This window comes from Paenibacillus sp. NEAU-GSW1 (assembly GCF_009737085.1).
Classification (GTDB): Bacteria; Bacillota; Bacilli; order Paenibacillales; family Paenibacillaceae; genus Pristimantibacillus.
Map to the genome: position 1 here is coordinate 217,614 of NZ_WOVL01000002.1, position 24,462 is coordinate 242,075.

Genomic DNA, 24,462 nt, shown 5'->3' on the forward strand with positions numbered 1-24,462 from the left:
TCAGACATAGTCAAAATGCTGATTGGAGGTAACCATCGTGTGTCATTATTCCGTGATTAGGGAAGCAGAAGAATCCGATGTCTCCTCTCTCTGCGAACTTATGTATGAGTTAAGCGGAGAGTGTATATCGATCCCAGACATGCTGGATCGCTTACAAACGATCAAAGAAAGCATGAACGGGACGATTTACGTACTTGAACAGGAATCCGAAGTACTAGGCACACTCGTTTTCCAAATACGCGAAAATATCCGGGAAGTAAGCCGGTATGGTGAAGTATGTATTATCGTTGTCAAATCGCAAGCGAAACGCAATGGGATCGGTAGAGAATTAATGGCCTTCGCTGAACAGAAAGCCAAGGAGCTCAGATGCAAAGGCACCTATTTAATCAGCGGTTTCGGTCGAAAAGACGAGGCGCATCAATTTTATCTGGAATTAGGTTATACCATTACCGGTTATCGTTTCGTCAAACCATTAAGCAGGAGTGTTGAAGATGAAACCTTTGCAATTTCATAAAGACGGAACATTCAAGATCGTGCAGTTCACTGACATCCATTGGCAAAACAATAATCCTGCCGATTTATGCAGCCTTGATCTAATGAATAATATTCTTGATCATGAGACGCCCGATCTTGTTATCTTTACGGGAGATATGATTCATAGCGAGCTTGCCGATGATCCCAAAACCGCATTTATTCATGCTGTTTCCGCTGTAACTGCTCGAAATATACCGTGGGCATTCGTTTTCGGAAACCATGATGCAGAAGAAGGCATAACACGCGATGAAATCATGGCCATCTCCAAAGAGCTTCCCGCCTGCTTAGCTCAACAAGGTCCGGCTTATATCGGAGGCATTGGGAATTACTTCCTGACAATTCAAAGTTCCACAGATATTGATCGGATTAAAACTGCATTATTTCTCTTTGATTCAGGAAGCTATGCTCCTAAACAAATAGGAGGATCCGCTTGGATAAGACGGGATCAAATCGATTGGTATATCCAAGAATCTTTACACCTTGAAGCTAAGAACGAAAACAGGCCGATCCCCTCGCTTTCATTTTTCCACATCCCTCTACCGGAGTTTAACGATCTATGGGATTTTCACACTTCTTTCGGATATAACTACGAAGGTGTGGGGTGTCCGAAAATAAATTCGGGATTATTTAATGCCTTCTTGGAGAGAGGCGACGTAACCGGGGTCTTTGTAGGACATGACCATGTCAATGATTTCTGGGGAAATTTGCACGGGATTCGACTATGCTATGGTCGAGCTACAGGCTTTAATACTTATGGCAAAGAAGATTTTCCACGTGGCGCTCGAGTCATTAAGCTGTATGAAGCCAACAGAGATTTTGAAACGTGGCTTCGTCTTGAAGGAGGCGTACTTATGAAAGATCAGCCTGTACACCCGCCATCGTTTAGGGATATATCAGTCCAGCTAACAAAGCGGCTCTCATTACATTAATGGACAATTACAACAAGAAGCAGGTTCTAAGAATGAGTTGGATTACTGCCCTTTGTTTAATGGGAGATTCGATGCTTTATATCGTTCTTCCGCTGCATTGGAAGGAAGCTGGACTCGATTCTCTCGTGGGAGTTGGATTTATACTCTCCATTAATCGATTGGTCCGATTACCCTTAAATCCTTTCGTGAGTTGGATGTATCGCTATATCAGCTTACGACAGGGACTCGTATTGGCTGTGGTTCTAGCGACATTTACAACCGCTGGTTACGGTCTTGCGAACAACTTTCATCTTTGGGTCATTCTACGGTGTTTGTGGGGACTAGCTTGGTCCTTATTGAGACTCGGAGCTTACTATGCCATTCTGGAACTGCAAACGGATGACAATCGAGGCCGATTGTTCGGCGTTTATAATGGTAACTATCGGTTAGGCAGTCTCTTCGGAATGATACTAGGAGGAAGCATGGCTGATTTATACGGCCTTCTTCCCGTATCCTTTCTCTTTACAGCGTTATCGATTTGCATAAGTCCCTTTTTACTAATGAATATTCATGTCTATCTTCCCAAAGATAAGGCTCTTACCCAAACATTGAACGTACCCCTGTTAAGAGTCGCCTCGATCTTTGTTTTGTTTAGAGCAAAAAAGATTATAGGGCTGTTAGTGACTGCATTAGGGTCAGCCATGATGTATGAGGGAATATTTACGTCTACACTCAGTAATTTTACACAGAGCCGATCTACTTCCTTCTTCTTTCTAGGTTTTTCTTTTAGCGCGGCATTCCTTGCAGGAGGTCTTCAAGCTTTACGGTGGGGATGGGGTCCTCTTCTATCGCCGTTTATAGGCAAGTTATCGGACCAAAAATTCAGTACGGCATCCTTAGTTATCGCTGTTTTAAGCTTCGCTGGCATCTTGTTCTTTTTGTTTCCGCTGCCTGTGCCAACATTCATATGGATATTTGTCACGATCGGCATTTTAATAACATCCACTTGTATGAGTACTTTAATGGATTCAATTGCTGCCTCAATAGCAACTATTTATTCGGGACAAGAAAGGAACATAATGACTGCCTATTCGATTACTCTTGATTTAGGCGCAGCGATTGGTCCTATTGTAGCATTCTGGGCTTTGCAGCAAGCGGGATATATCCTCATTTATTGGGGAGCTTCTGCAGTATTTATTGGACTTCTCATCAATTGGTGTTTACTGATGCAAAAATCCTCTCTCCGTAAGCAGGTGAGCAAGAAATTTCCGCCTCACTTGTGATACAGTTCACCTTATCGGGTCTATCGACGAAAAATAAAAAAGGAGCTGCCGCAGCATGCTCCTTCGTTGATTCTATTAGTTTAGTCAAACCATAAGATCTAGTATGACGAACCCGCGAAGCTTCTGAATAAACAATCGTTAATTTAATGTAAATGAAGCCAGGCTTGCATTACCCATGCCCGCATAAGTGAAATATAAAGCTTGCTTGCCATCTGGTATGACGATATCCGCCGAATATTCGGTCCATACGTTCGTAAAGTCAACTGAAATTCTGCCGAGCTCCGGTCCGTCCCACGCCGTCTTCACGGCAAAATAGCCGCGGCAGTAGCCGCGAACTTTGATTTTGACCTGACGGATACCCTGGCAATCAAAATATTTGAACCCTGCCGTCGCGGAGTCCCGCATGTTGGCAACGTACCCGATTTCTTCATCGCCGTCCTTACCGTCCTGGGTAATCTTCGGGAACCGACCGTCCATCCAAGCCCCATGTGTGCCCGTGTATAACTCTTCGTCCTGGCAGAATAGATTACAGGCCAAATAGGCCGGGTATTCCCCGCGGCCGATCAGCGGCCCCCCATTAGACCCGCAAGAAGTCATCTCGACTTGAGGAATCGTCCCGTCCGCCCGGAATTCAATCGGTTCGATGCAGCCTTGCCTGCAAAAGCTCGTACCATGGGTATGCCGGTGATAGAAAATGTACCATTTCCCGAGAATCTCCACGATGCCTCCATGGTTGTTGCCGCCGTAATACATCGGCTTGTTCGACGGTTTGTAGGTATCAATATGGAGATCGTTATTGCTGACAATGACGCCTTGGTAGACGAAGCCCTGAATCGGATGCTGACTCGTAGCATAACACAATTCATGCATGACTACCGATGAGTAGATGAAATAGTATGTATCGCCTATTTTACGAATGGAAGACGCCTCGAAAAACTCATGCCCCTCGTACCCGCTGCCCTGACTGTACGGTTCACTTGGAGCGATGAAAACAGGCTCTTCCAGAATGGTAAGCATATCGGGACCGAGCACCGTTGCCATAGGACCCATGCGGGTCTTGTCGCCGACGGCGCAAAATCCGGTGTACAGGTACGTTCGGTCGCCCTCCGTCAGGACGGCCGGGTCGAACTGGTGTTGATCGCCTTCCCGTTCGCCAAGACGCGTGCCGTCGGAATACTGCACATAACCGTAAAACTCGAATTTGCCGGCCGGCGTATCGCAAACTGCGACAGACACGACGGAGACCTTGTCCAGTACGTAGTACAAATAATAACGGCCATCGGAACCCTGTGTAACGTCTGGCGCATAGAGGCACATCCGGCCATCGGGATTGAGCGGATCGTCCGTTATCCGATAAATAACGCCCTCATACCGCCAGTCTGCCAAGTCATCCACAGGTGCCGACCAGCAGACATAGTCGTTCAGACAGAAGACATGCCCATTGAACCGGTCATGTGAGCCGTAGACATACACACGGTCATGATAGACATGCGGCTCTCCATCGGGAATGTATTCCCACGAAGGGAGATAAGGATTGAAACCTTGTTTTTTCATTATTCGGATCTCCTCATTGGTAAGAGTGACAGCTTCATCCCCATCGTATCACGCTTTGTTTAATTGGTAAACAAAGTATGCGCCTCTGATGGTTGGTCACAACTATGCTCAATAACCCACCGAATTCCTTAAAGTAATAATATTTTCCTGAAGGAACGTTTGATTTTTTTCAATTCCTCTGTTTTTACACCAAACAATTGCGCTGAAAGCATCGTAAATATCATAAAATGGCAGCACGCTTTCCAGAGCCAACATAGGTCGAATCGATTGATAACCTTCAATGAACGGTATCTTTGTTCTCGGATGGACTTCCCAAATATACCGATTTACTTTTGTAAAATCTATTTCCGACGATCCACCACGGGCACTCTCGAAATCAATAATGCCAGCAACCTCGTTACCGTTCACCAATATATTTCCCGGTCTAAAATCCATGTGAACAATGCATGGTCCGTCAGGATCTGGTAAAGCAGAGAAAACTCGATCAAAGTGAAGCATACATCTTTCATACAATTTTGAGTCGAGAATCTCTTCGCATGGCTCTTTCCACTTTTCAAAATTACTTTTGATATGCAATCTCCAATTATTGTGGTCAAGCAACTTAAAACCATCGGTTACATGGTAACCATACCCAGCAGTTTTAACCTCATGGAGCATCGCAAGATACACCCCAATCTGAAAAGAGAGTTTCTCATCAATGTCCCCTGTACAAGGCATACCTTGAATTGCTGAAAGAAGCAATGCTCCAGTAGTACTTTCATCCCCGTACCAAATGTCCAATACCTTAGGAACAGGTATTATACTCTTTAATGTTTCAAGCATCTGAAATTCACGGAATAGCTTATCCTTGTTAAATGGAATTTTTACGTAAACATTTTCTCCACTGGCAAGAGTAAGTTTATATACATCAGAGCTGAATGACTCTGGAACATCTTCAACATTCAAGACGTTCAACTTTAGCTTTTCTATAACTTTTAGAATAGAACGCATATGTAACCTCCTGTTTTGGAGAGCGATTCTTCCGATTTATTTCTCTGAAAACCGAATAGAATCCAATATATTACATATATCATATTTTTGACCCCGTACCAAGCCTCAGCAGGACATCGATATGCTGACCGTATCATACGAACGGCGAAAATAAGGGCACCCATCTCAGGTTGGTCCGACTGCGTTCACATTGACACCCTTAGCAGACCATTCCAATGCCGGCACTTTCATCAATTGATTAACCCCGCCCTTGGAGGCGCAATATACAGCGTGATCTGCGAAACCCGATCCCTTTGCCAGCTCCTGTGATCATGGCAACCTTGCCAGTTAAATCAAATTGCGGGTACATCCTAGAGGCCCTCCTCTTTCATGCATTCACCCATTTTATATAGGATCGTTTCATAGCTATTCACCCCTAGTGCTGAACCATCTTTCTCGGCGTGAAGATCGTCCCTTCCGGTACGATAGAGCATATTGCTCCTATCTTTGATAAATTCGTCTGCTGCCTGATCAAGCTGAACGAGCACAGAATCCTCTGACAAATTAACGATAATCAAAAATTTGACGCCTTCGTGCTGCCTGATGAAGGATAACACCATGTTTTCCGAGTTACGTACGAACTCTAATTCGCCCGCCCAAAATGCCGGCTGGCTGGTTCGAAGACGGGTCAGGAATTTATAGTGCTCGAACATTCCTGTATCAAACGAATCCCAGTTGAGCTTATACTCATCGAATAATGACGCCCATGTTTCCATCGTATGCTCATTGAATTCCTGTCCCATCATGATGAGGGGAACGCCTTCGAGCGTGAGTAAGATCGAAGCGGCAGGTTCTGCATGCTCAATACCCAAATACTCCCCGATTCTGGACTGTTCTTTGTCCTCTAGCCAATTCATCCTCAGAGCATTTTTAGGGAAGCTGTACTTGTAAGAATTATATATCGTAATAAAATCAGTCTGTGTAATCGTTCTATCGATCATCTGACGAATAAGAATCCGGGGATTCCCGTTGTAGGTCAAATCACAGGACTCAAGATGATGGTATTCATCGTATGACTGAGAGATCAGGATGAGATCGGTTTTGACTTCCTGTAGAGCCCGCTTGATTTCAGTGAGAAAATCATAGGGCGTAATGTCGGAATCGTCCAACCGAATGCCGTCAAAATCAAACTCGCTAATCCAGTATTTCATAGCTTCAATGACATATTTCCTCATGTCGCGGCTGCTAAATTCCAGACCGGCAAAATATTCGCGATGAGGCACATCATAGTAAATTTCACCTTGTTCATTATGCGTAAAATATTCCGGATGAGTTTCTGTCAGAATATGATCAAAGCTGGCGCGGTTCAACACCCAATCCAAAACGACCCTGATTCCATTCGCGTGTGCTTCGCGCATAAAAAACGACAAATCCTCTTTGGTTCCGAATTGCGGATCTATCGAATAAAAATCTTTTACCGCATAGGGGTCGCCGTATTTCCCTACCCTGCGTTCATGTCCCACTTCGTTAAACGGCATCAGCCACAACGTATTGATTCCCATTTTTTTAAAATAATTTAATTTCTCAGCCAGTCCTCGAAAACCGTTTTCGGTGAACGCACGAAGATGCAGCTCATAAATGACCGATTTTTTAAGCCATTCCGGACTAGAGAGGGCCGTAAAGTTCTCGTACATATATCCAGGATGATGTTTTGAAATCTCATTTGTTCGGATCAGGACATCACCATTCTCAGTTACCGTAATCGCGGAGTTATTCTGCCCATCTTCCGAAATACTCGGATTCAACGGGTCTACGATCCACGCTTCCCCATCCACCACAAATTTATAGAGATGTCTTCCCTTAAGAATAGGCAACTCAATCTCCCACCCTGTCCCATCTTCCATTCTGTTCATGTAATTTCTATCGTCATTCCAATTATTAAAGGTCCCTGCTAGAGCAACGCTATCAGCAGGAGTATCCGTATAATAAACAAAGCGCACGCCTTTTGATCCCTTTGTTGGAAATTTAGTCAGCAATGATGCGACCTCCCTTAAATAGATTCTAGCCTCATAAGGCTGAAAATGGCCATCCACTAAATGTTCAATCCTATCTGACTCTACATTGGATAACAGTAATCTAATCGATCTCTTCTTCTATCGTATCTGTATTGACACAGGATTCCAATATCCGATACTGCTCCATCATGATGCTATTCTGTTATAATCGTTCCATAAAAAAATACAGAGCAACGGCAATTCATGCCATTTCCCTGTATTAACCTTTCGTACTATCTCGTCGTCCCTGAATTACGGTTCATAATGCCACTACTTTACTCTAGGCATCAGAAATGCTTTCTCTGTTTTTTCAAAACCGATACGCGGGTAATACTCCATTGCAGCGGGTGCAGAGAGCAATAATAAAGAAACCTCTTCGCCTAAGTGTTCCCGTAAACACTTAATCAGTTCTTTCCCAATGCCGGTCTTTTGATATTCCTTCCTTATCGCTAAGTCCGATAAATAACAACAATACGAGAAGTCAGTAATCGCTCTCGCGATTCCTACCATTTTGTCCCCATCCCAAGCAGAAATGTTAATAGCGGCATTATCAATCATTCTTTGAATACGATCGAGATCATCTACAGGACGCTTAATTCCAGAACTAATAAACACTTCCGAGACCTCTTTGGAACGAAGCGGAAAGTTAATTTTGTATTCAATCGTCATAGGAACACCTCTTATGTAAATTAGTACCTACAATAATATACATAATTTGGCATGACTTGAAGTACCAATTCTAGCATTTATTATCGGACCACTTTTTCGACCCCTACGATTCGACTTCCAACTGCACCGTCTTTCTGGGACCTTGCAAGTAAAGATAGACCATCACGTTCAGCCATTCCAAGTTAAACCGTATGACTTGTTTGCAAGCTGTCGAACTGAATGCGCGCTTACTGGATCCATATTCTTTCTACTAGTTCTAATTGGTTTCGGTCGAATGTCAACTTATATATGTCCGGTTTTGACGTAGATTTCCAGAAATCAAAACCATATGCAGTATCATAATAATTCATAATGATCGTCATAATATTTCCATGTGTCCCAATCACGATGCTTTCCCCTTCCCGTTTCTCTAAGAAACTTTCAATTATGGGGATTGACCTTTCTTGTGCTTTCCGCGTAGACTCGCCGCCCTTTAAGGAAAAATCCTTATCTGCAAAAGATCTTCGGATGGCTTCCTCCAAAACGTCCCAAGAAGCCTTATAGTCCAGACCTTTAATTGGCCGCTCTATGAGTCCCTCGTAATCGAATATATCTAAAGACTTCTGTTCGGCAATGTACTGGACGGTCTGCTTAGCTCTTGTATAGGAACTTGAAGCAATGTGATCGATTTTTATCGTCTCGAAAAATTGGGCTACCCGCTTCGCAGCGATAAAACCTTCTTCGGACAGCCCTCTTGTTCTCTCTTGACCAAACTCAAAGGGTGATTCCGCATGCCGGACCATGTATATTGTAGTTTTCATCGGCCTCTGTCTTATACCTCCATACACGAAGATACTAGAATATTACAATATCTTTTCCGGATGCCACAACAGAAAAGTTTCAATAGAAACTGACAGAAAAGGTCCCTAACCTTATAATTGTTATATATATCCTATAGCAGCACTGACCAGGAGGACGGCATGCAATTTCAACCGGTGTATGATGATGGGGAGTTATTTCTACCGAAGATTGAATTAAATATGACATCGAACCAATCGATTGGCATTATAACGGACTTGAAGCGAAAGCAGCTTTTAATGAATCAATTAGCGAATCAATCCCGCTATTATTTATTTCGCGCCCAGCAAAACGAGTATATGCGTTTAACGGTGAAAGAGCTGATTACTTTTCTAATCCAAGTGACAGAGAGGGATGACCATGTCGCTTCGTTAATCGATTATTTTGCATTAAAAGAAGAGCAGAAGGTCAAAATCAAGGATCTAAGCCCATCGCGAAGGATGTATGTGACATTGCTGCGCGTCTTTTTTGCGCATCAGCCTGCACTTGTACTGGAAGAGCCCTATTTTTTCTTGGAAGAGCAAGATCGTCGTCAATTTAAACGGATTCTAGATGACCTTATGAAAGAAAAGCAAGTATTAATTTTAACTTCGAATTTAGAGGATGCCCTTATTTCCTGTGATGCTATTTATCGATTGAACGAATTCGGACTTCATCAATTGGATATTCAGGACTCAGAAGAAGATAAGCAGGAAGCACAGAAACAAGATGAGGCCAATATAACCTTGCAGAAGATATCGACAAAAAGAAATGACAAAGTGATTTTATTCAATCCGCCTGAAATCGATTATATCGAAAGTATAGATGGATCCATCCTTGTCCATGTGGGCGGGGAAAATTATGACTGTGCTTTGACGCTAACCGAGCTCGAGCAGAGATTGTTAAACTTCGGATTTTTTAGATGTCATCGATCCTACATCGTTAATCTGCAAAAGGCAAGAGAGATTATTACATGGACGAAGAATAGCTACAGCTTGCGATTAAATACAGGTAAAGATGCCGTCGTTCCGTTATCCCGTTCAAAATTGCAGGAATTAAAAGCGCTTCTGAACATTTAAATTCCGGAGCAATGCCGAACCAATCAAGCATTTGGTGGTACCATTCAGGCCGCAATAGCTACATTTCGGTGGGTTTTGATGGCTGGAAGCAGGCAATCTGTATAAAGTTAAGCCATCAACGCTAAGGAAGTGATGTTAATGGCTGTTATTGCGGTCGACCATATTCGAAAGAAGTTTGGAAATAAGGATGCATTGGCAGATGTGTCTTTTTCCATTCCGAAAGGAGAAATTTTTGGGTTCCTCGGTCCGAGCGGTTCAGGAAAAACAACATTAATTAAAATTTTAACGGCGCAATTAAATCCGACAAGCGGACAAGCAAGTGTATTGAACCAGCCAGCGGAGATGATGCATCAGTCTGCACAGAAGATGCGCTTTGGCATTTTGACGGATAACAGCGGTCTATATGAGAGGCTATCTATAGAGGAAAATCTGGAACTGTATCGCCAATTATATGATCTTCCCAGAACTTCAATCGATACGGTGCTGCAGTTTGTAAACTTAAGCGGAGAGCGCAAAAAGAAAGTCAATCGCTTATCGAAAGGGATGCGTCAGCGTGTCATGCTGGCATGCGCGATTATCCATGAGCCGGAATTGTTATTTTTGGATGAGCCTACTTCGGCCTTAGATCCCGTAAACTCCGCACATATTTATAAAGGGCTGCGCTACTTAAATGAGAGAGGAACAACGATTTTCTTAACCACGCATAATATGGCTGAGGCAGAATTGTTATGTAACCGTGTAGCGATTTTGTATCGAGGACAAATCCAAGCCGTCGGCTCACCCAAGGAACTTAAAAAACAGCATCGGGAAAACGTCGTTTGCGTTGATTTAATGAATGGGGAAGCACACGAGCTCCCGATAGATGAGGGAACGGCTGATCAAATAGCCGATTGGATGAAACAAGGGCTAATTGATCGATTAGAAACGAAAGAGCCAAGTCTAGGCGATATTTTTATTAAAATGACAGGAAGTGAGTTACTATGAGTATCTCATTAAAACGTACGCAAGCGATATTGGTGAAGGATTACAAAGAGTTCTCACGCAATTATGCGATATCCATTACTTTGATTTTTCCCATTCTGTTCGCGCTTCTTTTTAAAAGTGCAAGCCCGCCTTTGACTGAAGCTATCGGTTTTCTTCTAAATACTTCGTTTGTAATCCTGACGAGTTTAGTGCAAGCATGCTTGATTGCGGAAGAAAAGGAGCGCAACACTTTACGATCCTTAATGATGACTCCGGCCACGACCATGGATGTATTAATCGGCAAAAGCGCTTTAGTATTTGTCATGTCTGCTGTTGTTCTGGCTATTTCTACGTATATCTTGGGCTATGAGCCCGCTAGTCTATGGGCGTTTGCGGCAGCAATCCTACTTTCGATTATTCTCTACATCGCAGCCGGGACGATATGCGGTTTATTCTCCAAGACGCTGCTTGAAGCATCATTATCAATACTGCCTGTGGCGATCGTATTCACTGCGGCACCAGGGGGAGCGTTTCTCGCGGATGATTATCCGATCTTCAAAGTGCTGGATTATATGCCAAGCAGTCAGCTTGTGCATTTGCTGGCTGTAAGCAATACAGGCTTTACGACGGGAGAGTTATTAAAACCCCTCCTCATTATTTTGGCATGGACGGTTGTATTAACGATTGTATCTGTTGTTTTGTATCAACGGCGGTTAAAGGATGAGTAGGATTCCGATGAATGTAGCCGTCAAGTTGATGCGAGAATTCAAAGACCGCGATAACCGGCATAGGCTGAAAGGCTATCGTGACAAAGCGGAGCTCATCCGCAAACGGAATTTGGAAGCATGGGACGATGGGCCGCTGCAAGCGGAATCTCTTCGGCTAACAAAAGAAGCAAAATCGGGTACCCCTTTGGATGAGCTGCTTGTCGATGCTTATGCGCTTGTCTGCGAGGCAGCAAAGAGAACGCTCGGATTACAGCCCTACGATGTCCAGCTCATGGCTGCCATCGCTCTGCACGAGAGATTGTTGATCGAGCAGTATACCGGCGAAGGAAAAACGCTTTCTGCTGTTATGCCTGCTTATCTGAATGCGCTGACCGGCGAAGGCGTTCATGTGTTGACTTTCAACGATTATTTGGCAAATCGGGATGCCGAGTGGATGGGCCCGATCTATCGTTTCCTCGGCTTAACGGTAAACGCGGTTCAAGCCGGCATGAGCTTGTCCGAGAAACGGAAAGCGTACGCCGCGGATATAACCTATGTGACGGCTAAAGAGGCGGGATTCGATTATTTGCGCGACACGATCGCGCTAGACAAAGCCGATACCGTGCATCGTCCTTTCCACTACGTCATCGTCGACGAAGCGGATTCGCTGCTTCTCGACGAAGCGCGGGTGCCGCTAGTTATCGCCGGCGAGCCGGACTCCTCCGGCAACGACGGCATTCGTTTCGCAGCAGTGGCTAGGCAGCTCGAGCAAGCGGAGCATTACGACTTCGATGAGTTCAAGCGGAACGTTTATTTAAGCGAAGCGGGCTCAGCGAAAGCGGAATCGCTGCTGGGATGCGGCAATTTGTACGAAAACGATAACAGTCATTTGTTAATGTCGTTAAATTGCGCGCTGCATGCGGAATTGTTACTGAAAAGAGACGTCGATTACATCGTCCGGGACGGCAAAATCGAGCTGATCGACGAATATACCGGCCGCGTGGCGGAGAACAGGCATTTGCCGGAAGGGCTGCAAGCCGCGCTTTCGGCCAAAGAAGGGCTGCAGTCGACAGCCGGCGGGAAAATTCTCGGGACGATTACCCTTCAACACTTCCTTAGCCTATATCCGAAGATTTGTGGTATGACGGCTACCGCGCACGTTTCCGCAATGGAATTCGAACATATTTATGCGTTGCAGGTCGTGCAAATTCCGCCAAACCGGCCAAACATGCGGATCGACCATCCGCACCGAATTTATACCCATAAAGAAGCCAAACTTAAGGCGCTTGTACAAGAAATCACGTCCGTCCATGCGACGGGACGTCCGATTCTCATTGGTACGTCAAGCGTTGAGGAGTCTGACATGCTGGCCGAGGCGCTAGCGGTTGCCGACGTGCCTTGCCATGTTCTGAATGCGAAAAACGACGCAAAAGAAGCCGAGATCATCGCCAAAGCGGGGGAAATCGGCGCCGTGACGGTGTCTACGAATATGGCGGGACGCGGCGTCGACATTCGCCTCGGCGGCGGCAACCCCGCGCAAGCAGAAGTGGTCGCCAAGCTGGGCGGGTTGTACGTAATTGGTACGCATATGCACCAAAGCGTGCGGATCGACAACCAACTGCGCGGGCGATCTGGCCGCCAAGGCGACCCGGGAGCTTCCGTATTTTTCGTAAGCTTGGAAGACGAGTTGTTGCTTAGGTTCGGCATCGTTAAAGCGATACGCGGTCTTAGGCAGGATGAGGCCCTCAAAGAGTCGGTGCTCCACAGCAAAATTGCGCATATTCAGCGCGTTATTATGGGCCAAAACTTCCATATCCGCCAGGAACTGAACAGTTATTCGGATATGGTGGAGGAACAGAGGCGTATGCTATATGAGGAGCGGCTCGGCATTTTGCAAGGCGAGACGCCGATGAGCCCTTCGGAGCAGCGGGTACGGCTTTATTATATCGACAAGTTCTGGGCTGATCATCTGGCATACGCCTCTTACATTCGCGAAAGCATCCATTTGACGAGCCTTGTTAAACGCAATCCGATCGACGAATTTCATGCGCAAATCATCCAAGCATACGAGCAGATTTCGGCTCAAATAAATGAAGAGTCGGCGAATATGCTCGCAAAGCTCGGAGGTTCGAATGATCCGGCGATGTGGGAAAAGTTCGGGCTGAAGAGCCCTACTTCCACTCGGACTTATATCATCAACGATCAATACAATCAATACTTGCAAAATCCCGGCTCATGGAGCCCAGGGACGATAATCGCTTATTGGATGCGCAAGATTTTGAGGCCGGTGTTCGGGTGGTCAAAATTTTGATGGACACTATGTCAGCGTCCAAAAACGGCAGAGGGACTTTTGCTTTCCGTAAGCAAAAGTCCTCCTCACTGTATCCCATCGTTCTGTGGCCCCAGAAAGGGTGTACTGCTGACACCTTTATGACGAGAGCCCGTTTTTCCTTAACCGAAAGACACTACCCTCTGTATCCCAACGGAAAGTAAATACCGCCGCGGCCAGACATAGAGCAGTGAATACGATCAAGATGACCAACGGCATCAAGTTGGTGATGTCGAACGGCTGCTGTATTGCGATTTCCATCGATTTCACGAAGTAATGGAAAGGCAGCAGACGACCGATCACACGTACCCATTCCGGCGCGTTCTGCAGGCTGTAGAAAGCTTCGCTTGTTAGCAGCATAGGGAAGCTGATTAGATTAGAGATCATGTTGACGTTGCTCTCATCCTTGGAAAGATTCGCCGCTATGAACCCGATAGCCGTAAAGCATACGGTACCGATTAGCAAAGTAGTCAGCATCATCAGCAAACCTGGCACGGTTAACTTCACGCCCAGTACCAAAACGCTAATCAAGATAACCGAGCAACTGACGAGCAACGTCAGCACGGTTCGGGCAACTGTGGTCGCGCCGATAAAGGCGGCTGTCGAAAAGGGGGTAACGCGAAGCAGTTTATAGATCCCGCGATTACGGTGCGACATGACATAGAAGGCAGTGACCATTGCCGCTCCAAATAACACGTTGGTCGTCAACACGCCGGACAGCAGCCGCTCCGAATATTCGATGTCATGGAAGTAGAGACCTAGCCCCAAGAGCATGGCAATCGGAAATAATATCGTCCAAACCAACGTGTGGACATCGCGAAATATCCCGGCAAGCATCGTTCTAATGATGATGTACATAATTGGCGTTCCTCCTCCTTGTTATAAAGTGCTTTCCGTCAATTGGATATATAGCCCTTCCAAGCTGCTCGCATCATATTTAGCCAACAATTCATCAGCTGTACCGTGAGCTTCGATGCTTCCCGCCCTGATGAACGCGATCCGGGTAGCAAGCTTATGCACTTCCTCCATGTCGTGTGAGGTGAACACAACCGACACACCGGACTCCGCCAACGATTGGATTAAGCTGCGAACCTCTCTACGAGCCCGCGGATCAAGCGCCGCTGTCGGCTCATCTAGAAAAATCAGCTGCGGCTTGTGCATTAGCGTCATAGCGATCGCGAGCCGTTTCTGCTGACCCCCGGACAAACGTGCGGCGTCTGTTTTGCCGACTTCTCCAAGTTGGCATTGCTGGAGATGAGTGCGAAGCCCCGAATCGGTGAGACGCAGACCGTAGAAGGCTGCGAACATGCGCATATTCTCCAGCGCGGTGAAGCCAGGGAAGAACGGCGTTGATTGCAGTTGAACACCAATATGGCGCGCCGGATCCTCGCACCAGTAGCTGACAGTGCCTGCATCAGGTTTTTTTAACCCGAGGATCATATCGAACGTGGATGATTTCCCAGCGCCGTTTGGCCCGATAATTCCGAGAACTTCTCCCTTTTGGATGTCGAGATCCAGTCCGTTAACTACAGTTCGCGATCCATATTTTTTCACGAGTCCGTTTGCCTGAATCAGTGTTTGCATAGTTTTACTCCTCTTTGTCCAATTTTGTTTATCCAATATTGGATATTGGAATAAAAGAAATTCGCCTTGTTAAGAAGGCGATTATTGGGATGGCTTCAACAAATTCATAACTTTATAGATAAAGCTGATGTCCTGTTCCAGAATAGCGATGGCATTATCAAACGAAGCAATCGCAAATGGAGTAAGGCCGTACTGGCTTTTGAATTCTTTGCCCTGGCGCCAGTACTCTAGTGTCTGTTCCAACTGTCGAAGATTTTGTCCCAGTAGCTCCATTGCCTCCTCTCTCGGGATCGTTTCAATCCAGTTCAAGCTGAGTGCAAAATCTGACTTAACGGAATGAGGCGTAAGCGTAAGCGATTCCCTCACCAATTGTTGGAAGAGCTCTTCGCCTTTCTCGGTGATAGCGTATATTTTCCTCAGGCGGGCTCCTGTGCGTTCCTCTGCTTCTGTACGAATTAGACCCTCCTTCTCCATTTTGTTAAGGGCATAGTAAATCGATCCGGACAACAGATTGGCCCACTCATCCATGCGGCTCATCTGGATATATTGCTGAATTTCATAACCGTGTTTAGGCCGATCGCGAAGTAGAGCCAGTATGATGAGATTTGTCAACTTTCCTTTCCACCTCCCCTAAATATACTCAACAAAGAATATCCAACGTTGGATTTATGGAATTAATCTAACATAGAAGAAATGCTTTGTCAATTGCGCTTCCTGCCATGTTGTACTTTTGAAAACGAGTAATTTCCTTTTGTTAGTTTGTTTGATAAGCAAACTAAGTTATAGACATAATACTTATTAATTATCAACTTCACCTAGGCCATGCCCTTGAGCAGTTACGGCAAAAGATTCACCCTTACTTGTGATACGATTCCCATATCACTCTATTGAGGAAGGGCACCCGATTGGGTGCCCTTCGCAGTTTGGAACGCATGCGCCTATACTTTTTTTACAAATTCGGATTTTAATTTCATGGCCCCAAAACCATCGATTTTGCAATCAATGTCATGATCACCGTCAACTAGTCGAATGTTCTTTACTTTTGTGCCTATTTTTAAAACCGATGAACTGCCTTTCACTTTAAGATCTTTGATGATGGTAACGGTATCGCCATCGCTTAATACATTTCCATTGGAATCTTTAATCATTCTATTCTCTTCACTCTTCTCCGTATCCGATTCCTTTGACCACTCATGACTGCATTCCGGGCAAATAAACAACCCTCCGTCTTCGTACGTATACTCTGAGCTGCATTGTGGACAATTTGGAAAATCCGTCATTTTCATTCTCTCCCTTTCCTACATATTCAGATGATGATATTCACGCAATTCTTTTTGGAATCGATGAAAAGGACTCGACAATACTTTAATATTCCTTTTGATTCTATTACGTTTTTTAGGATCATTCTTGCAATGATTCAAGCGATCAATATTTTTATCTATTTTCTCCCGGAGCGTTATGATAAATCCAATCGCTATATGTTTGGTTGCTAACTCCTGCAGATCGGCCGCCAGAGCTTCGCTAAGATTCCGAATACTCTGCATGTGCAACGGCTTCTCTATGAAAAAAAACTCTGGCGTATAATCCTCGCGATAGGCTTGTCCCGGCACTTGTCTCCAAAAATCATCCCATTCCGTCAGGAGCCCTGTTGCATACAATAAGTATTTTAGAAATCCGCATAACCATGCCGTACAACTGGTATTGCGGTTTTTACATCCAATTCCGTTTTCAAGATGGCGGCAACCGCTGCAACAGGACCCTCCATTCCTAATACAGACCTTGCAAATCAAATCGGACCCGACCCCATTCAAAGCATCGACGCCAATCTGAATAACGCTCTGTCTGCTCATCTTCTCCATGCTAGAGGCTGGCGCGTAAACGGATTGCGTATCGGGCTGTAATTGATCATTTGTATTAAAGCTTGGCATCCGCCCCTTCACCCTCCAACAGAAAAATCAAATATTTAAAAATTTGAATATAATAAGCATTATAATGCAGATACAACTAAATAACAATTGATGTTCCATCTCATTCCTTAATCCACTAAGGCAGATAAAAAATATGCTATTATATTCATATATTCAAAAGTTCAGGTGGTAAGGAGCATTTTGCCATGAATCCGAATCAAAATATTCAACAGTTTAAAGCTGACTTTTTTAAAGCATTAGCCCATCCCATGAGAATTCGAATACTTGAAGTTCTTAGTGAAGGTGATCGAAACGTTAATGAATTACAAACCATCTTAGGATCGGAAGGCTCCGCCGTTTCTCAGCAACTGTCCGTACTTCGGAATAAAAATGTAGTGAGCGGCATTAAAGATGGAACATCGGTAATTTATTCATTAAGAGATCCGCTGATTAAAGAGCTGTTGGCTGTTGCGAAGCAGATCTTTGACAATCATCTCGTCGACGCTATTTCACTGCTTGAGGTCATTCGAAATGAGCCGTAATCCATTTCGGAGAAACAACTCGAATTTTAACGTTTGACTTTGTTAGTTCTCAAGAGTACATTTTTCTTATATATTCAAATAATCAAATATATAAGAAATGAAGGTACTTAGAGATGAAATGGACGGGAAGATATTTAGAATATCATGCAGCTGCCTTTCGCAAGGACCTCATATCCGGACTAATCGTCGGAATTATCGCCATTCCATTAGGGATGGCGTTTGCTATTGCCTCCGGGGTCAAGCCTGAGTACGGCATATATACAACCATTATTGCCGGTATTTTAATTTCTTTGCTCGGAGGCTCCAGATTTCAAATTGGCGGTCCGACCGGCGCCTTTATCCCTATTCTTTTCGCAATCGTTTTACAGTATGGGTACGAAAATTTATTAATCGCCGGGTTTTTAGCAGGGATTATCCTTATTCTCATGGGCGTATTCAAGCTGGGCGCATGGATTAAATTTATCCCTCGTCCCGTAACGATCGGGTTTACCGCAGGGATCGCCGTCATCATTTTCAGCGGTCAAATCGCTCATTTCCTCGGACTTACCGGTATTGAGAAGCACGAGAATTTTCTGCCTAACATGAGAGAAGTCGTAACGCATCTGGAAACCGTTAATATCTACAGTGTTTGTACGGCAGCCATTTGCTTTGCGGCAGTCCTGCTCTCATCGAGATTTCTGCCTAAGATTCCCGGTTCCTTAGTGGGACTTGTCGCATCAAGTGTTATAGCAGCCTTGTTCTTCAAAGGACATGTCGCAACGATTGGCTCTTCATTCGGAGAGATCCCGAGCACGCTGCCCCATTTTCATTTCCCTGAAATTACCTGGGATCGAATAAAAATTATGATTCAGCCTGCGCTTCTTATTGCCATGTTAGGGGGTGTGGAATCCCTGCTATCAGCCGTGGTAGCTGATGGAATGACCGGCACTCGCCATAACAGCAATCGTGAGCTTATTGGTCAAGGCATTGCGAACATGGTGACGCCGCTCTTTGGAGGAATCCCGGCCACTGGAGCTATTGCCCGAACAGCAACCAATATTAGAAGCGGGGCTGCATCGCCTGTCTCCGGCATCCTGCATGGTATTGTCGTTTTTCTTGTACTCATTTTGTTCGCCCCATACGCATCTCATATCCCGCTTGCAAGTATGGCACCCATTCTGATGATGGTTGCGTGGAATATGAGTGAGCGCAAACCATTTGCTCAAGTCTTAAAAACGAAAACAAGCGATTCTATTGTGCTGCTGATCACCTTTTTGCTAACCGTACTGACGAATTTGACAACAGCTATTGAAGTCGGGCTAATCTTGTCTGTACTTCTGTTCGTAAAGCGAATGAGCGAATTGTTGAAGGTGGCTGAAGTTTTGCCCGATTCCGCTGACAAACACAAAAAGGTGAAAGCTTACATGGTCAGCGAGGAGCATTATTGTCCTCAAATCAGCATATTCACCCTTGAAGGACCGCTGTTCTTTGGGACCGCCAATCGACTGGAAACGTCCATTATGGACACGATCCATCTCCACTCTAAAATTATACTGTTACGTATGTCGAAAGTACCCTATATGGATACGACAGGCGAGGCTAAGCTCGCCCGATTGGTCAAAGATTTCGAGAAAATGGGCGGGACCGTCCTTATTTCGGGAATTCAACCTCAATCAATGGAAGTATTGAAGAAAACAGGGCTGCATACGCTTATCGGCGATGGGCACTTTTTTGAGCATACAGGCGAGGCGATTGATTACGCCTTAGCTCGACTGGACCTCAACAAATGTATGGGCTGCAAGCATTCCGCATTCCTTGAATGCAAGACCCTGTCGAATCGAATGACAACCTAAAACAAAGACTGCCGCGAACCATGGCAGTCTGCTGAGTCATTTAACTTGCCGTCGTTGTTCCACTGCTGATCTCCAGTTTATTTGTGAAACAGGCTCTGTACGATTTCCGATACTTTCCCGATATCGGATTCCGAATACAACCGATACCCCGAATCGCTTCTGGCCGGCTTCGGCAGCAGCTCCCACTTTTCGTAATAGTTGACGGTTTCCAGTTGACGTTCGCCGCTTCGGTCAATTGGTTTATCCTTTAGAATTCAATCATCTCAGCTTCACACTTTATTTCCGGCAAGTTTAAGGGCCACCCTGCAATAGGATGGCCCTTTCCGAGATCGCGCTATATTCAAATCAGCTTAATGTCCCATGCCTTGGCGCGGTTCTTCGCCTTCAGGCGGCTTCGTGCGGCGAATGAACAGACCGATCACGAGCGCGAGAACACCAATATAAAAGCCTACCCAGAAGGCATTGTGCAAGCCTTCAACCATACCTTTCAACGCTTCAATCGGATCGGTTGGATTGCTCGACTTCGCAAGATAATCCTTCGTGCCTTTCGACATGATGCTGATGAACAGCGCCACGCCAATTGCGCCGGCAACTTGCTGCAGCGTGTTCATAATCGCTGTGCCATGCGGATACAGCTCGCGCGGCAGCTGGTTCAATGCCGTCGTCTGCGCAGGCATCATCACAAGGGAAATGCCGACCATCATAATGATGTGCACCATGATGAGGTATCCCTTCGTCGTCTCCATATCAACACCGGTAAACAAGTAAACCGCTACGACCACAATCGCGAGCCCCGGAATAACGAGAACACGCGGACCGAGCTTGTCGAACAGAACGCCTGCTACCGGCGCCATCAACCCGTTAACTATGCCGCCTGGAAGCATAATAAGTCCCGAAGTGAAAGCCGTCAGCATAAGCGGACCTTGTAAGTACATCGGCAGCAATGTCAGCGTCGAGAACAATGTCATCATCATCACGAGCATAAGCACCGTAACGAGAGCAAACATTGGAAACTTAAATGCGCGCATATCCATAACCGGATTTTTGAGCATCAGCTGACGACCGGCAAAGATCAGAATGCCGAGGACGCCTGCCGCAACCATCCAGTACACTTGAGGATCGCCCCAGCCAAGGTCACCTGACTTACTGAATCCATACACGACACCGCCGAAGCCAATTGTCGAGAGAATGATCGACAGGATGTCCACCTTCGGCTTCGTGATCTTCGATACGTTCTTCATATAAATAGACGCAAAAATAATCGAGAATGCCGCAAGCGGAATGACCAGGTAGAACAACCAGCGCCATTCAAGCTGATCGAGTATGAGACCCGAAACCGTCGGGCCGATTGCCGGCGCGACCATAATAACGAGACCAATTAGTCCCATCGCTCCTCCGCGCTTTTCAGGCGGGAAAATGGCCAGAATCGTGTTCATCATAACCGGCAGCATCAATCCGGTACCGAGCGCTTGCACGACACGCCCTGCCAGCAGCACTTCAAAACCCGGTGCAACCGCCGCAATAATCGTACCGATCAGGAAAAATGTCATCGCGCCGATGAACATTTGCCGCGTCGTGAACCATTCTTGCAAAATCGCCGTTACCGGCACGAGCACACCAACCACCAGCATGTAGGCGGTGGATAACCATTGAATCGTAGCGGGAGTTACATTTAATGCCTTGATCAAATCCGGAAAAGCATTACCGAGTAACGTTTCGTTCAAAATCGCAACGAATGCGCCGATGACCAGCGCGATGACAATCGGGGCACGTTTGATTTGGCTCAAATCCGGCCCTTCAGCACTCATTGCAGCTTCTTTAGCTTGCATTGTAATCAGTCTCCTCCTCATTATGTCTGTCTTCGCGACATCCGGTTTATGTAACGGCAGAACTGCTAGCTGATCTGGCGCAGCACCTCCGCTAGCCCTTACATTTTCCAATAATCGCCGACTTTCTGAAAGAAGTCAACCGCTGTCTTCGCTATTCTGCGCATAAACCTCCATTTACAGCAAACACCAGGAAAATAACGGAACTTGGTTCTGCTATTCAGTTACCCCTTTCATTCACAGCGTTGTTGCGTCCTCTGCACACAACAGCTCAATCCGATTCCCCTCAGGATCATGAAAATAAAACGATACGCCCTGCTTCCCTATGCGCCATTCACCAGTCGGAATCCCGCGTTCTCTAATCTTGCTCCACAAATTCTTTAATTGATCCAGCGAATCCACAACGAACGTCATGAGAACCTGGTTCGGATGACTGACCACGCTTAAGTCATGAGCGGTTGAATCCTGATCAAAAGCAAGTCTCGATACTTCCGCTCGATCATCGGAAATAACCAGCTTCATATCGAGCACCGACTCGTAGAAACCTTGCAGCCGCTTGCGATCGCGCGCGTACATGGCCACATGTCCGAGTCGTATTTGTCGCTCCATTTTGCCGTCCTCCTTAACCTTCTTTATGTAAAAAATAGTAGCACCGTCTCGCGAAACGCATCAGTATGCAAAAGGATAAATTGAGGGGTATACAAAGGGATAGCCTTCCATTTACAATCCAACTATAAAAGCTTTCACGAATCGGAGAGAGAGATTTCTATGACGATCTATAGCCATAATGAGGAGCTGGCGAACCCCTCGCTGGTCGGAAGACAACTGGAGCTTGACGTCTTTTTGAACGAATGGGAGGAAGCGGCGAATAAGCTGAAGATCCTTAACGTATACGGTACGGCAGGCATCGGAAAAAGCAGCCTTCTGGATGAATTCCGTTCCCTAGCCTTGTCCAAAAATAGCGTCTGTGTAACGATCGACGGCGAAGGCTTCGTCAAGACCGCGGAAGATCTATGCCTGCTCGTTCTAGATGCTATTGATCCGCAGCGAAAGACAGATCGGACAGACTCACAGTTGTTTCACATATGTGTTCAGACGCTTAATGCTCTTTCTGAAAGAAAACGCGTATGCCTGTTTATTGACGGCTATGAATCGATGGAGAGTATGGATTACTGGCTGAGAGAGTTTTTTCTAAAAAAGCTTCACAGCAACGTTACGGTGGTCATAGCCGGCAGACACCCGCTGTCAGAAGCTTGGATGCTGTCTCCTGTATGGAGACGGCTCATTACTAGACTGCCGCTTGCCGATCTCGACTTTGAGGCCGTCGCCCGCTATGCCGAATATATGCATGTTCAGCATCCGGGCACCGTAAAACGGCTTTGGCGCATCTCTCGCGGACATCCTCTGACGATGTCATTAATCACATTCCTTCTTGGTCAAGACGGCAGCAATGATTCATTCCATGATTCAGAGGAAGCAAACTATGATACGCTGGCTTATATTGTGAACCAGTGGCTTCGCGAAGTGCCCGGCGAGCATCTGCGCCCCATTATAGAAGCAGCCTGCGTACTGCGGCGATTTAATCAAGAAAGCCTTTCCTTTGTCCTTGAGCGGGAAATGAGCGCATCCGAATTTTATCAACTCATTCGCTTCTCCTTTGTTCGGAAAGTAGATAAAGGCTGGATGGTCCATAACCTGATGCGCGAGATGACCATGCGCGAATTTAGCTCGAGAATGCCCCAGCAGTACGAGCAGCTCCGCAACCGCGCATTGCTCTATTTCTACAACGCGCTAATGGCGGACAGCGAGAGTATGCGCAAGCCGCGCGAAGCGGCAGATCTCTTGTCCTATATTGGAGACTCGCTCGTGCGGGCGTTTCTTAATTGGTTCGAGCTCTCTCCGCCCCGTTTCGAAACCGCGACCCGCGAGCAGCTGCCGGAGCTGGAGCAGTATATCGAGCGAAGATATTCCGAGGCGCAAGATCGATCCGTTGAAATTATGGATCCCTCTTCCGGTCAGCGCTTTTCCTTCTTAATCACGGCCGATGAAAGCCGTTATACGGTACGAAAGCTAGATCTCCCTGCCTTGTTCGACCTAGGGTATGATATCGTTCGCGTGATGAGAAGCAGCGCCGGGAGCATCGTCGGATTCGCAACGATTATCCCGATTAACGAAGCGACTCTCCCTTATTTGAAACGGGCGCCGCGCTCGCAAGCTTATTTCAGCAACCTGCCTCCAGCCATGGAGGAGCGCTTCTCCGTTTCTGCTCATGCGCGATCAGGCTGGTTTATCGAAACCATTGATACCGCCGATCTTGGCGATGTATCGCAACAGACTGCAATGGGCTATCTGCTGCACGAATTGGCCATGACAGGCGAGCTCGTTATCGAGTCTCCTGCGCCTACCCGTTATTTTACCGACGCGCATTTAAGCATGGGCTTTACGATTGCCGAAACCGGCAGACATTACAACTATAGCGAGTCCGTTGAGGCGGTAACCTTCATACTCGATCAGCAAAGCGAGCAAGCGTTAAGCTACATTCATCGTATCCTGAAGGATGCAGGCCTCTCCCATCTTATTCCGCAAGAGAAGCCGGCGCACGAGCAAGAAGACGTATTTCCGGACGCAATTCCCTTGGAAACAGCCAAGAATTCAAACGAGGATCGGATCATGGCGCGCAGCTCGCTAACGCCTCGGGAAAAGGAAGTGGCGCTCCTGCTCGAGAAAGGGTTCACCAATTTACAAATTGCCAAGAGCCTCTATTTAAGCGAAATCACGGTTAAGAAGCATATGAAATCGATGATGGAGAAGTTGAACGCTACGAATCGTACGCAGTTGCTGAAGCAATTGTTGGAGTAAGCATGTGATAATGAAAAACAGCAGGTACTCGCGAGATACATGCCTGC

24 protein-coding genes are annotated in these 24,462 nt (G+C 46.1%); 10 read left to right on the forward strand and 14 right to left on the reverse strand.

Annotated elements, in window-relative coordinates; translation table 11 throughout:
* Nucleotides 1-100 precede the first annotated feature (100 nt).
* Genes GOM71_RS02130 through GOM71_RS02140 form a run of 3 tightly spaced genes read left to right on the forward strand, consistent with a single transcriptional unit; the run spans nt 101 to nt 2,725 of the window.
* A complete protein-coding gene (locus GOM71_RS02130) occupies nt 101-514 on the forward strand; it encodes a GNAT family N-acetyltransferase (protein WP_156278100.1) in 414 nt (137 codons plus the stop codon).
* Entirely contained in the window at nt 492-1,463 is a 972-nt protein-coding gene (locus GOM71_RS02135; RefSeq protein WP_156278004.1) for a metallophosphoesterase family protein, read from the forward strand. The genes GOM71_RS02130 and GOM71_RS02135 overlap by 23 nt, the downstream gene beginning before the upstream one ends.
* Nucleotides 1,464-1,495: 32 nt before the next feature.
* Nucleotides 1,496-2,725: an MFS transporter gene (locus tag GOM71_RS02140; protein ID WP_216651692.1), complete on the forward strand. Its 1,230-nt coding sequence runs from the start codon at nt 1,496-1,498 to the stop codon at nt 2,723-2,725.
* A gap of 138 nt (nt 2,726-2,863) precedes the next feature.
* Here the strand turns inward: GOM71_RS02140 and GOM71_RS02145 are convergent, their stop codons facing one another.
* The 6 genes from GOM71_RS02145 to GOM71_RS02170 all read right to left on the reverse strand — a co-directional run bounded on the left by GOM71_RS02145 (nt 2,864) and on the right by GOM71_RS02170 (nt 8,771).
* Nucleotides 2,864-4,279, reverse strand: coding sequence for a family 43 glycosylhydrolase (locus GOM71_RS02145; protein WP_156278009.1), 1,416 nt, complete (start codon nt 4,277-4,279; stop codon nt 2,864-2,866).
* Between the two features lie 108 nt (nt 4,280-4,387).
* Nucleotides 4,388-5,269 (reverse strand): phosphotransferase family protein, encoded by an 882-nt coding sequence (locus GOM71_RS02150; RefSeq protein WP_156278010.1) that lies wholly within the window; start codon nt 5,267-5,269, stop codon nt 4,388-4,390.
* 165 nt (nt 5,270-5,434) lie between these two features.
* On the reverse strand, nt 5,435-5,569 hold the full coding sequence (locus tag GOM71_RS25085) for an SDR family NAD(P)-dependent oxidoreductase (RefSeq protein ID WP_483311018.1): 135 nt from the start codon (nt 5,567-5,569) through the stop codon (nt 5,435-5,437).
* A gap of 50 nt (nt 5,570-5,619) precedes the next feature.
* A complete protein-coding gene (locus tag GOM71_RS02160) occupies nt 5,620-7,284 on the reverse strand; it encodes an alpha-amylase family glycosyl hydrolase (protein WP_156278012.1) in 1,665 nt (554 codons plus the stop codon).
* Between the two features lie 288 nt (nt 7,285-7,572).
* The gene (locus GOM71_RS02165) at nt 7,573-7,971 is read right to left on the reverse strand and encodes a GNAT family N-acetyltransferase (RefSeq protein ID WP_156278014.1); all 399 of its coding nucleotides are present in this window, start codon (nt 7,969-7,971) and stop codon (nt 7,573-7,575) included.
* Between the two features lie 227 nt (nt 7,972-8,198).
* Nucleotides 8,199-8,771 (reverse strand): histidine phosphatase family protein, encoded by a 573-nt coding sequence (locus GOM71_RS02170; RefSeq protein ID WP_156278016.1) that lies wholly within the window; start codon nt 8,769-8,771, stop codon nt 8,199-8,201.
* A 159-nt stretch (nt 8,772-8,930) separates the two neighbouring features.
* Between GOM71_RS02170 and GOM71_RS02175 the strand changes: the two genes are divergently transcribed.
* The 4 genes from GOM71_RS02175 to GOM71_RS02190 all read left to right on the forward strand — a co-directional run bounded on the left by GOM71_RS02175 (nt 8,931) and on the right by GOM71_RS02190 (nt 13,847).
* On the forward strand, nt 8,931-9,866 hold the full coding sequence (locus GOM71_RS02175; protein WP_156278018.1) for a LytTR family transcriptional regulator DNA-binding domain-containing protein: 936 nt from the start codon (nt 8,931-8,933) through the stop codon (nt 9,864-9,866).
* Nucleotides 9,867-10,004: 138 nt separating this feature from the next.
* Complete coding sequence (locus GOM71_RS02180) at nt 10,005-10,850, forward strand: ABC transporter ATP-binding protein (protein WP_156278022.1); 846 nt, start codon at nt 10,005-10,007, stop codon at nt 10,848-10,850.
* Nucleotides 10,847-11,557, forward strand: a complete 711-nt coding sequence (locus GOM71_RS02185) for an ABC transporter permease (RefSeq protein WP_156278024.1) — start codon at nt 10,847-10,849, stop codon at nt 11,555-11,557. The genes GOM71_RS02180 and GOM71_RS02185 overlap by 4 nt, the downstream gene beginning before the upstream one ends.
* A gap of 7 nt (nt 11,558-11,564) precedes the next feature.
* Nucleotides 11,565-13,847: a preprotein translocase subunit SecA gene (locus tag GOM71_RS02190; protein WP_156278102.1), complete on the forward strand. Its 2,283-nt coding sequence runs from the start codon at nt 11,565-11,567 to the stop codon at nt 13,845-13,847.
* A gap of 117 nt (nt 13,848-13,964) precedes the next feature.
* Here GOM71_RS02190 and GOM71_RS02195 read toward each other — a convergent pair whose 3' ends face one another.
* From GOM71_RS02195 to GOM71_RS02215, 5 genes are all read right to left on the reverse strand, one after another.
* The gene (locus GOM71_RS02195) at nt 13,965-14,723 is read right to left on the reverse strand and encodes an ABC transporter permease (RefSeq protein WP_156278026.1); all 759 of its coding nucleotides are present in this window, start codon (nt 14,721-14,723) and stop codon (nt 13,965-13,967) included.
* A 21-nt stretch (nt 14,724-14,744) separates the two neighbouring features.
* Nucleotides 14,745-15,449, reverse strand: a complete 705-nt coding sequence (locus tag GOM71_RS02200; RefSeq protein WP_156278030.1) for an ABC transporter ATP-binding protein — start codon at nt 15,447-15,449, stop codon at nt 14,745-14,747.
* 81 nt (nt 15,450-15,530) lie between these two features.
* On the reverse strand, nt 15,531-16,061 hold the full coding sequence (locus GOM71_RS02205; protein WP_156278032.1) for a PadR family transcriptional regulator: 531 nt from the start codon (nt 16,059-16,061) through the stop codon (nt 15,531-15,533).
* Nucleotides 16,062-16,387: 326 nt separating this feature from the next.
* On the reverse strand, nt 16,388-16,729 hold the full coding sequence (locus GOM71_RS02210) for a zinc ribbon domain-containing protein YjdM (RefSeq protein ID WP_156278104.1): 342 nt from the start codon (nt 16,727-16,729) through the stop codon (nt 16,388-16,390).
* Between the two features lie 18 nt (nt 16,730-16,747).
* The gene (locus tag GOM71_RS02215; RefSeq protein WP_156278034.1) at nt 16,748-17,377 is read right to left on the reverse strand and encodes a hypothetical protein; all 630 of its coding nucleotides are present in this window, start codon (nt 17,375-17,377) and stop codon (nt 16,748-16,750) included.
* A 185-nt stretch (nt 17,378-17,562) separates the two neighbouring features.
* Between GOM71_RS02215 and GOM71_RS02220 the strand changes: the two genes are divergently transcribed.
* On the forward strand, nt 17,563-17,898 hold the full coding sequence (locus tag GOM71_RS02220) for an ArsR/SmtB family transcription factor (protein WP_156278036.1): 336 nt from the start codon (nt 17,563-17,565) through the stop codon (nt 17,896-17,898).
* A gap of 113 nt (nt 17,899-18,011) precedes the next feature.
* On the forward strand, nt 18,012-19,730 hold the full coding sequence (locus GOM71_RS02225; RefSeq protein ID WP_156278038.1) for a SulP family inorganic anion transporter: 1,719 nt from the start codon (nt 18,012-18,014) through the stop codon (nt 19,728-19,730).
* Nucleotides 19,731-19,807: 77 nt separating this feature from the next.
* Here the strand turns inward: GOM71_RS02225 and GOM71_RS24805 are convergent, their stop codons facing one another.
* The 3 genes from GOM71_RS24805 to GOM71_RS02240 form a co-directional block, all read right to left on the reverse strand.
* Complete coding sequence (locus GOM71_RS24805; protein WP_367649434.1) at nt 19,808-19,984, reverse strand: MerR family transcriptional regulator; 177 nt, start codon at nt 19,982-19,984, stop codon at nt 19,808-19,810.
* Between the two features lie 96 nt (nt 19,985-20,080).
* A complete protein-coding gene (locus GOM71_RS02235) occupies nt 20,081-21,538 on the reverse strand; it encodes a DHA2 family efflux MFS transporter permease subunit (RefSeq protein WP_483311019.1) in 1,458 nt (485 codons plus the stop codon).
* A 255-nt stretch (nt 21,539-21,793) separates the two neighbouring features.
* Nucleotides 21,794-22,165, reverse strand: a complete 372-nt coding sequence (locus tag GOM71_RS02240; RefSeq protein WP_156278042.1) for a VOC family protein — start codon at nt 22,163-22,165, stop codon at nt 21,794-21,796.
* Between the two features lie 159 nt (nt 22,166-22,324).
* On the opposite strand from GOM71_RS02240, the gene GOM71_RS02245 reads away from it, so the two are divergent.
* Entirely contained in the window at nt 22,325-24,415 is a 2,091-nt protein-coding gene (locus GOM71_RS02245; RefSeq protein WP_156278044.1) for a helix-turn-helix transcriptional regulator, read from the forward strand.
* Nucleotides 24,416-24,462: the final 47 nt, after the last annotated feature.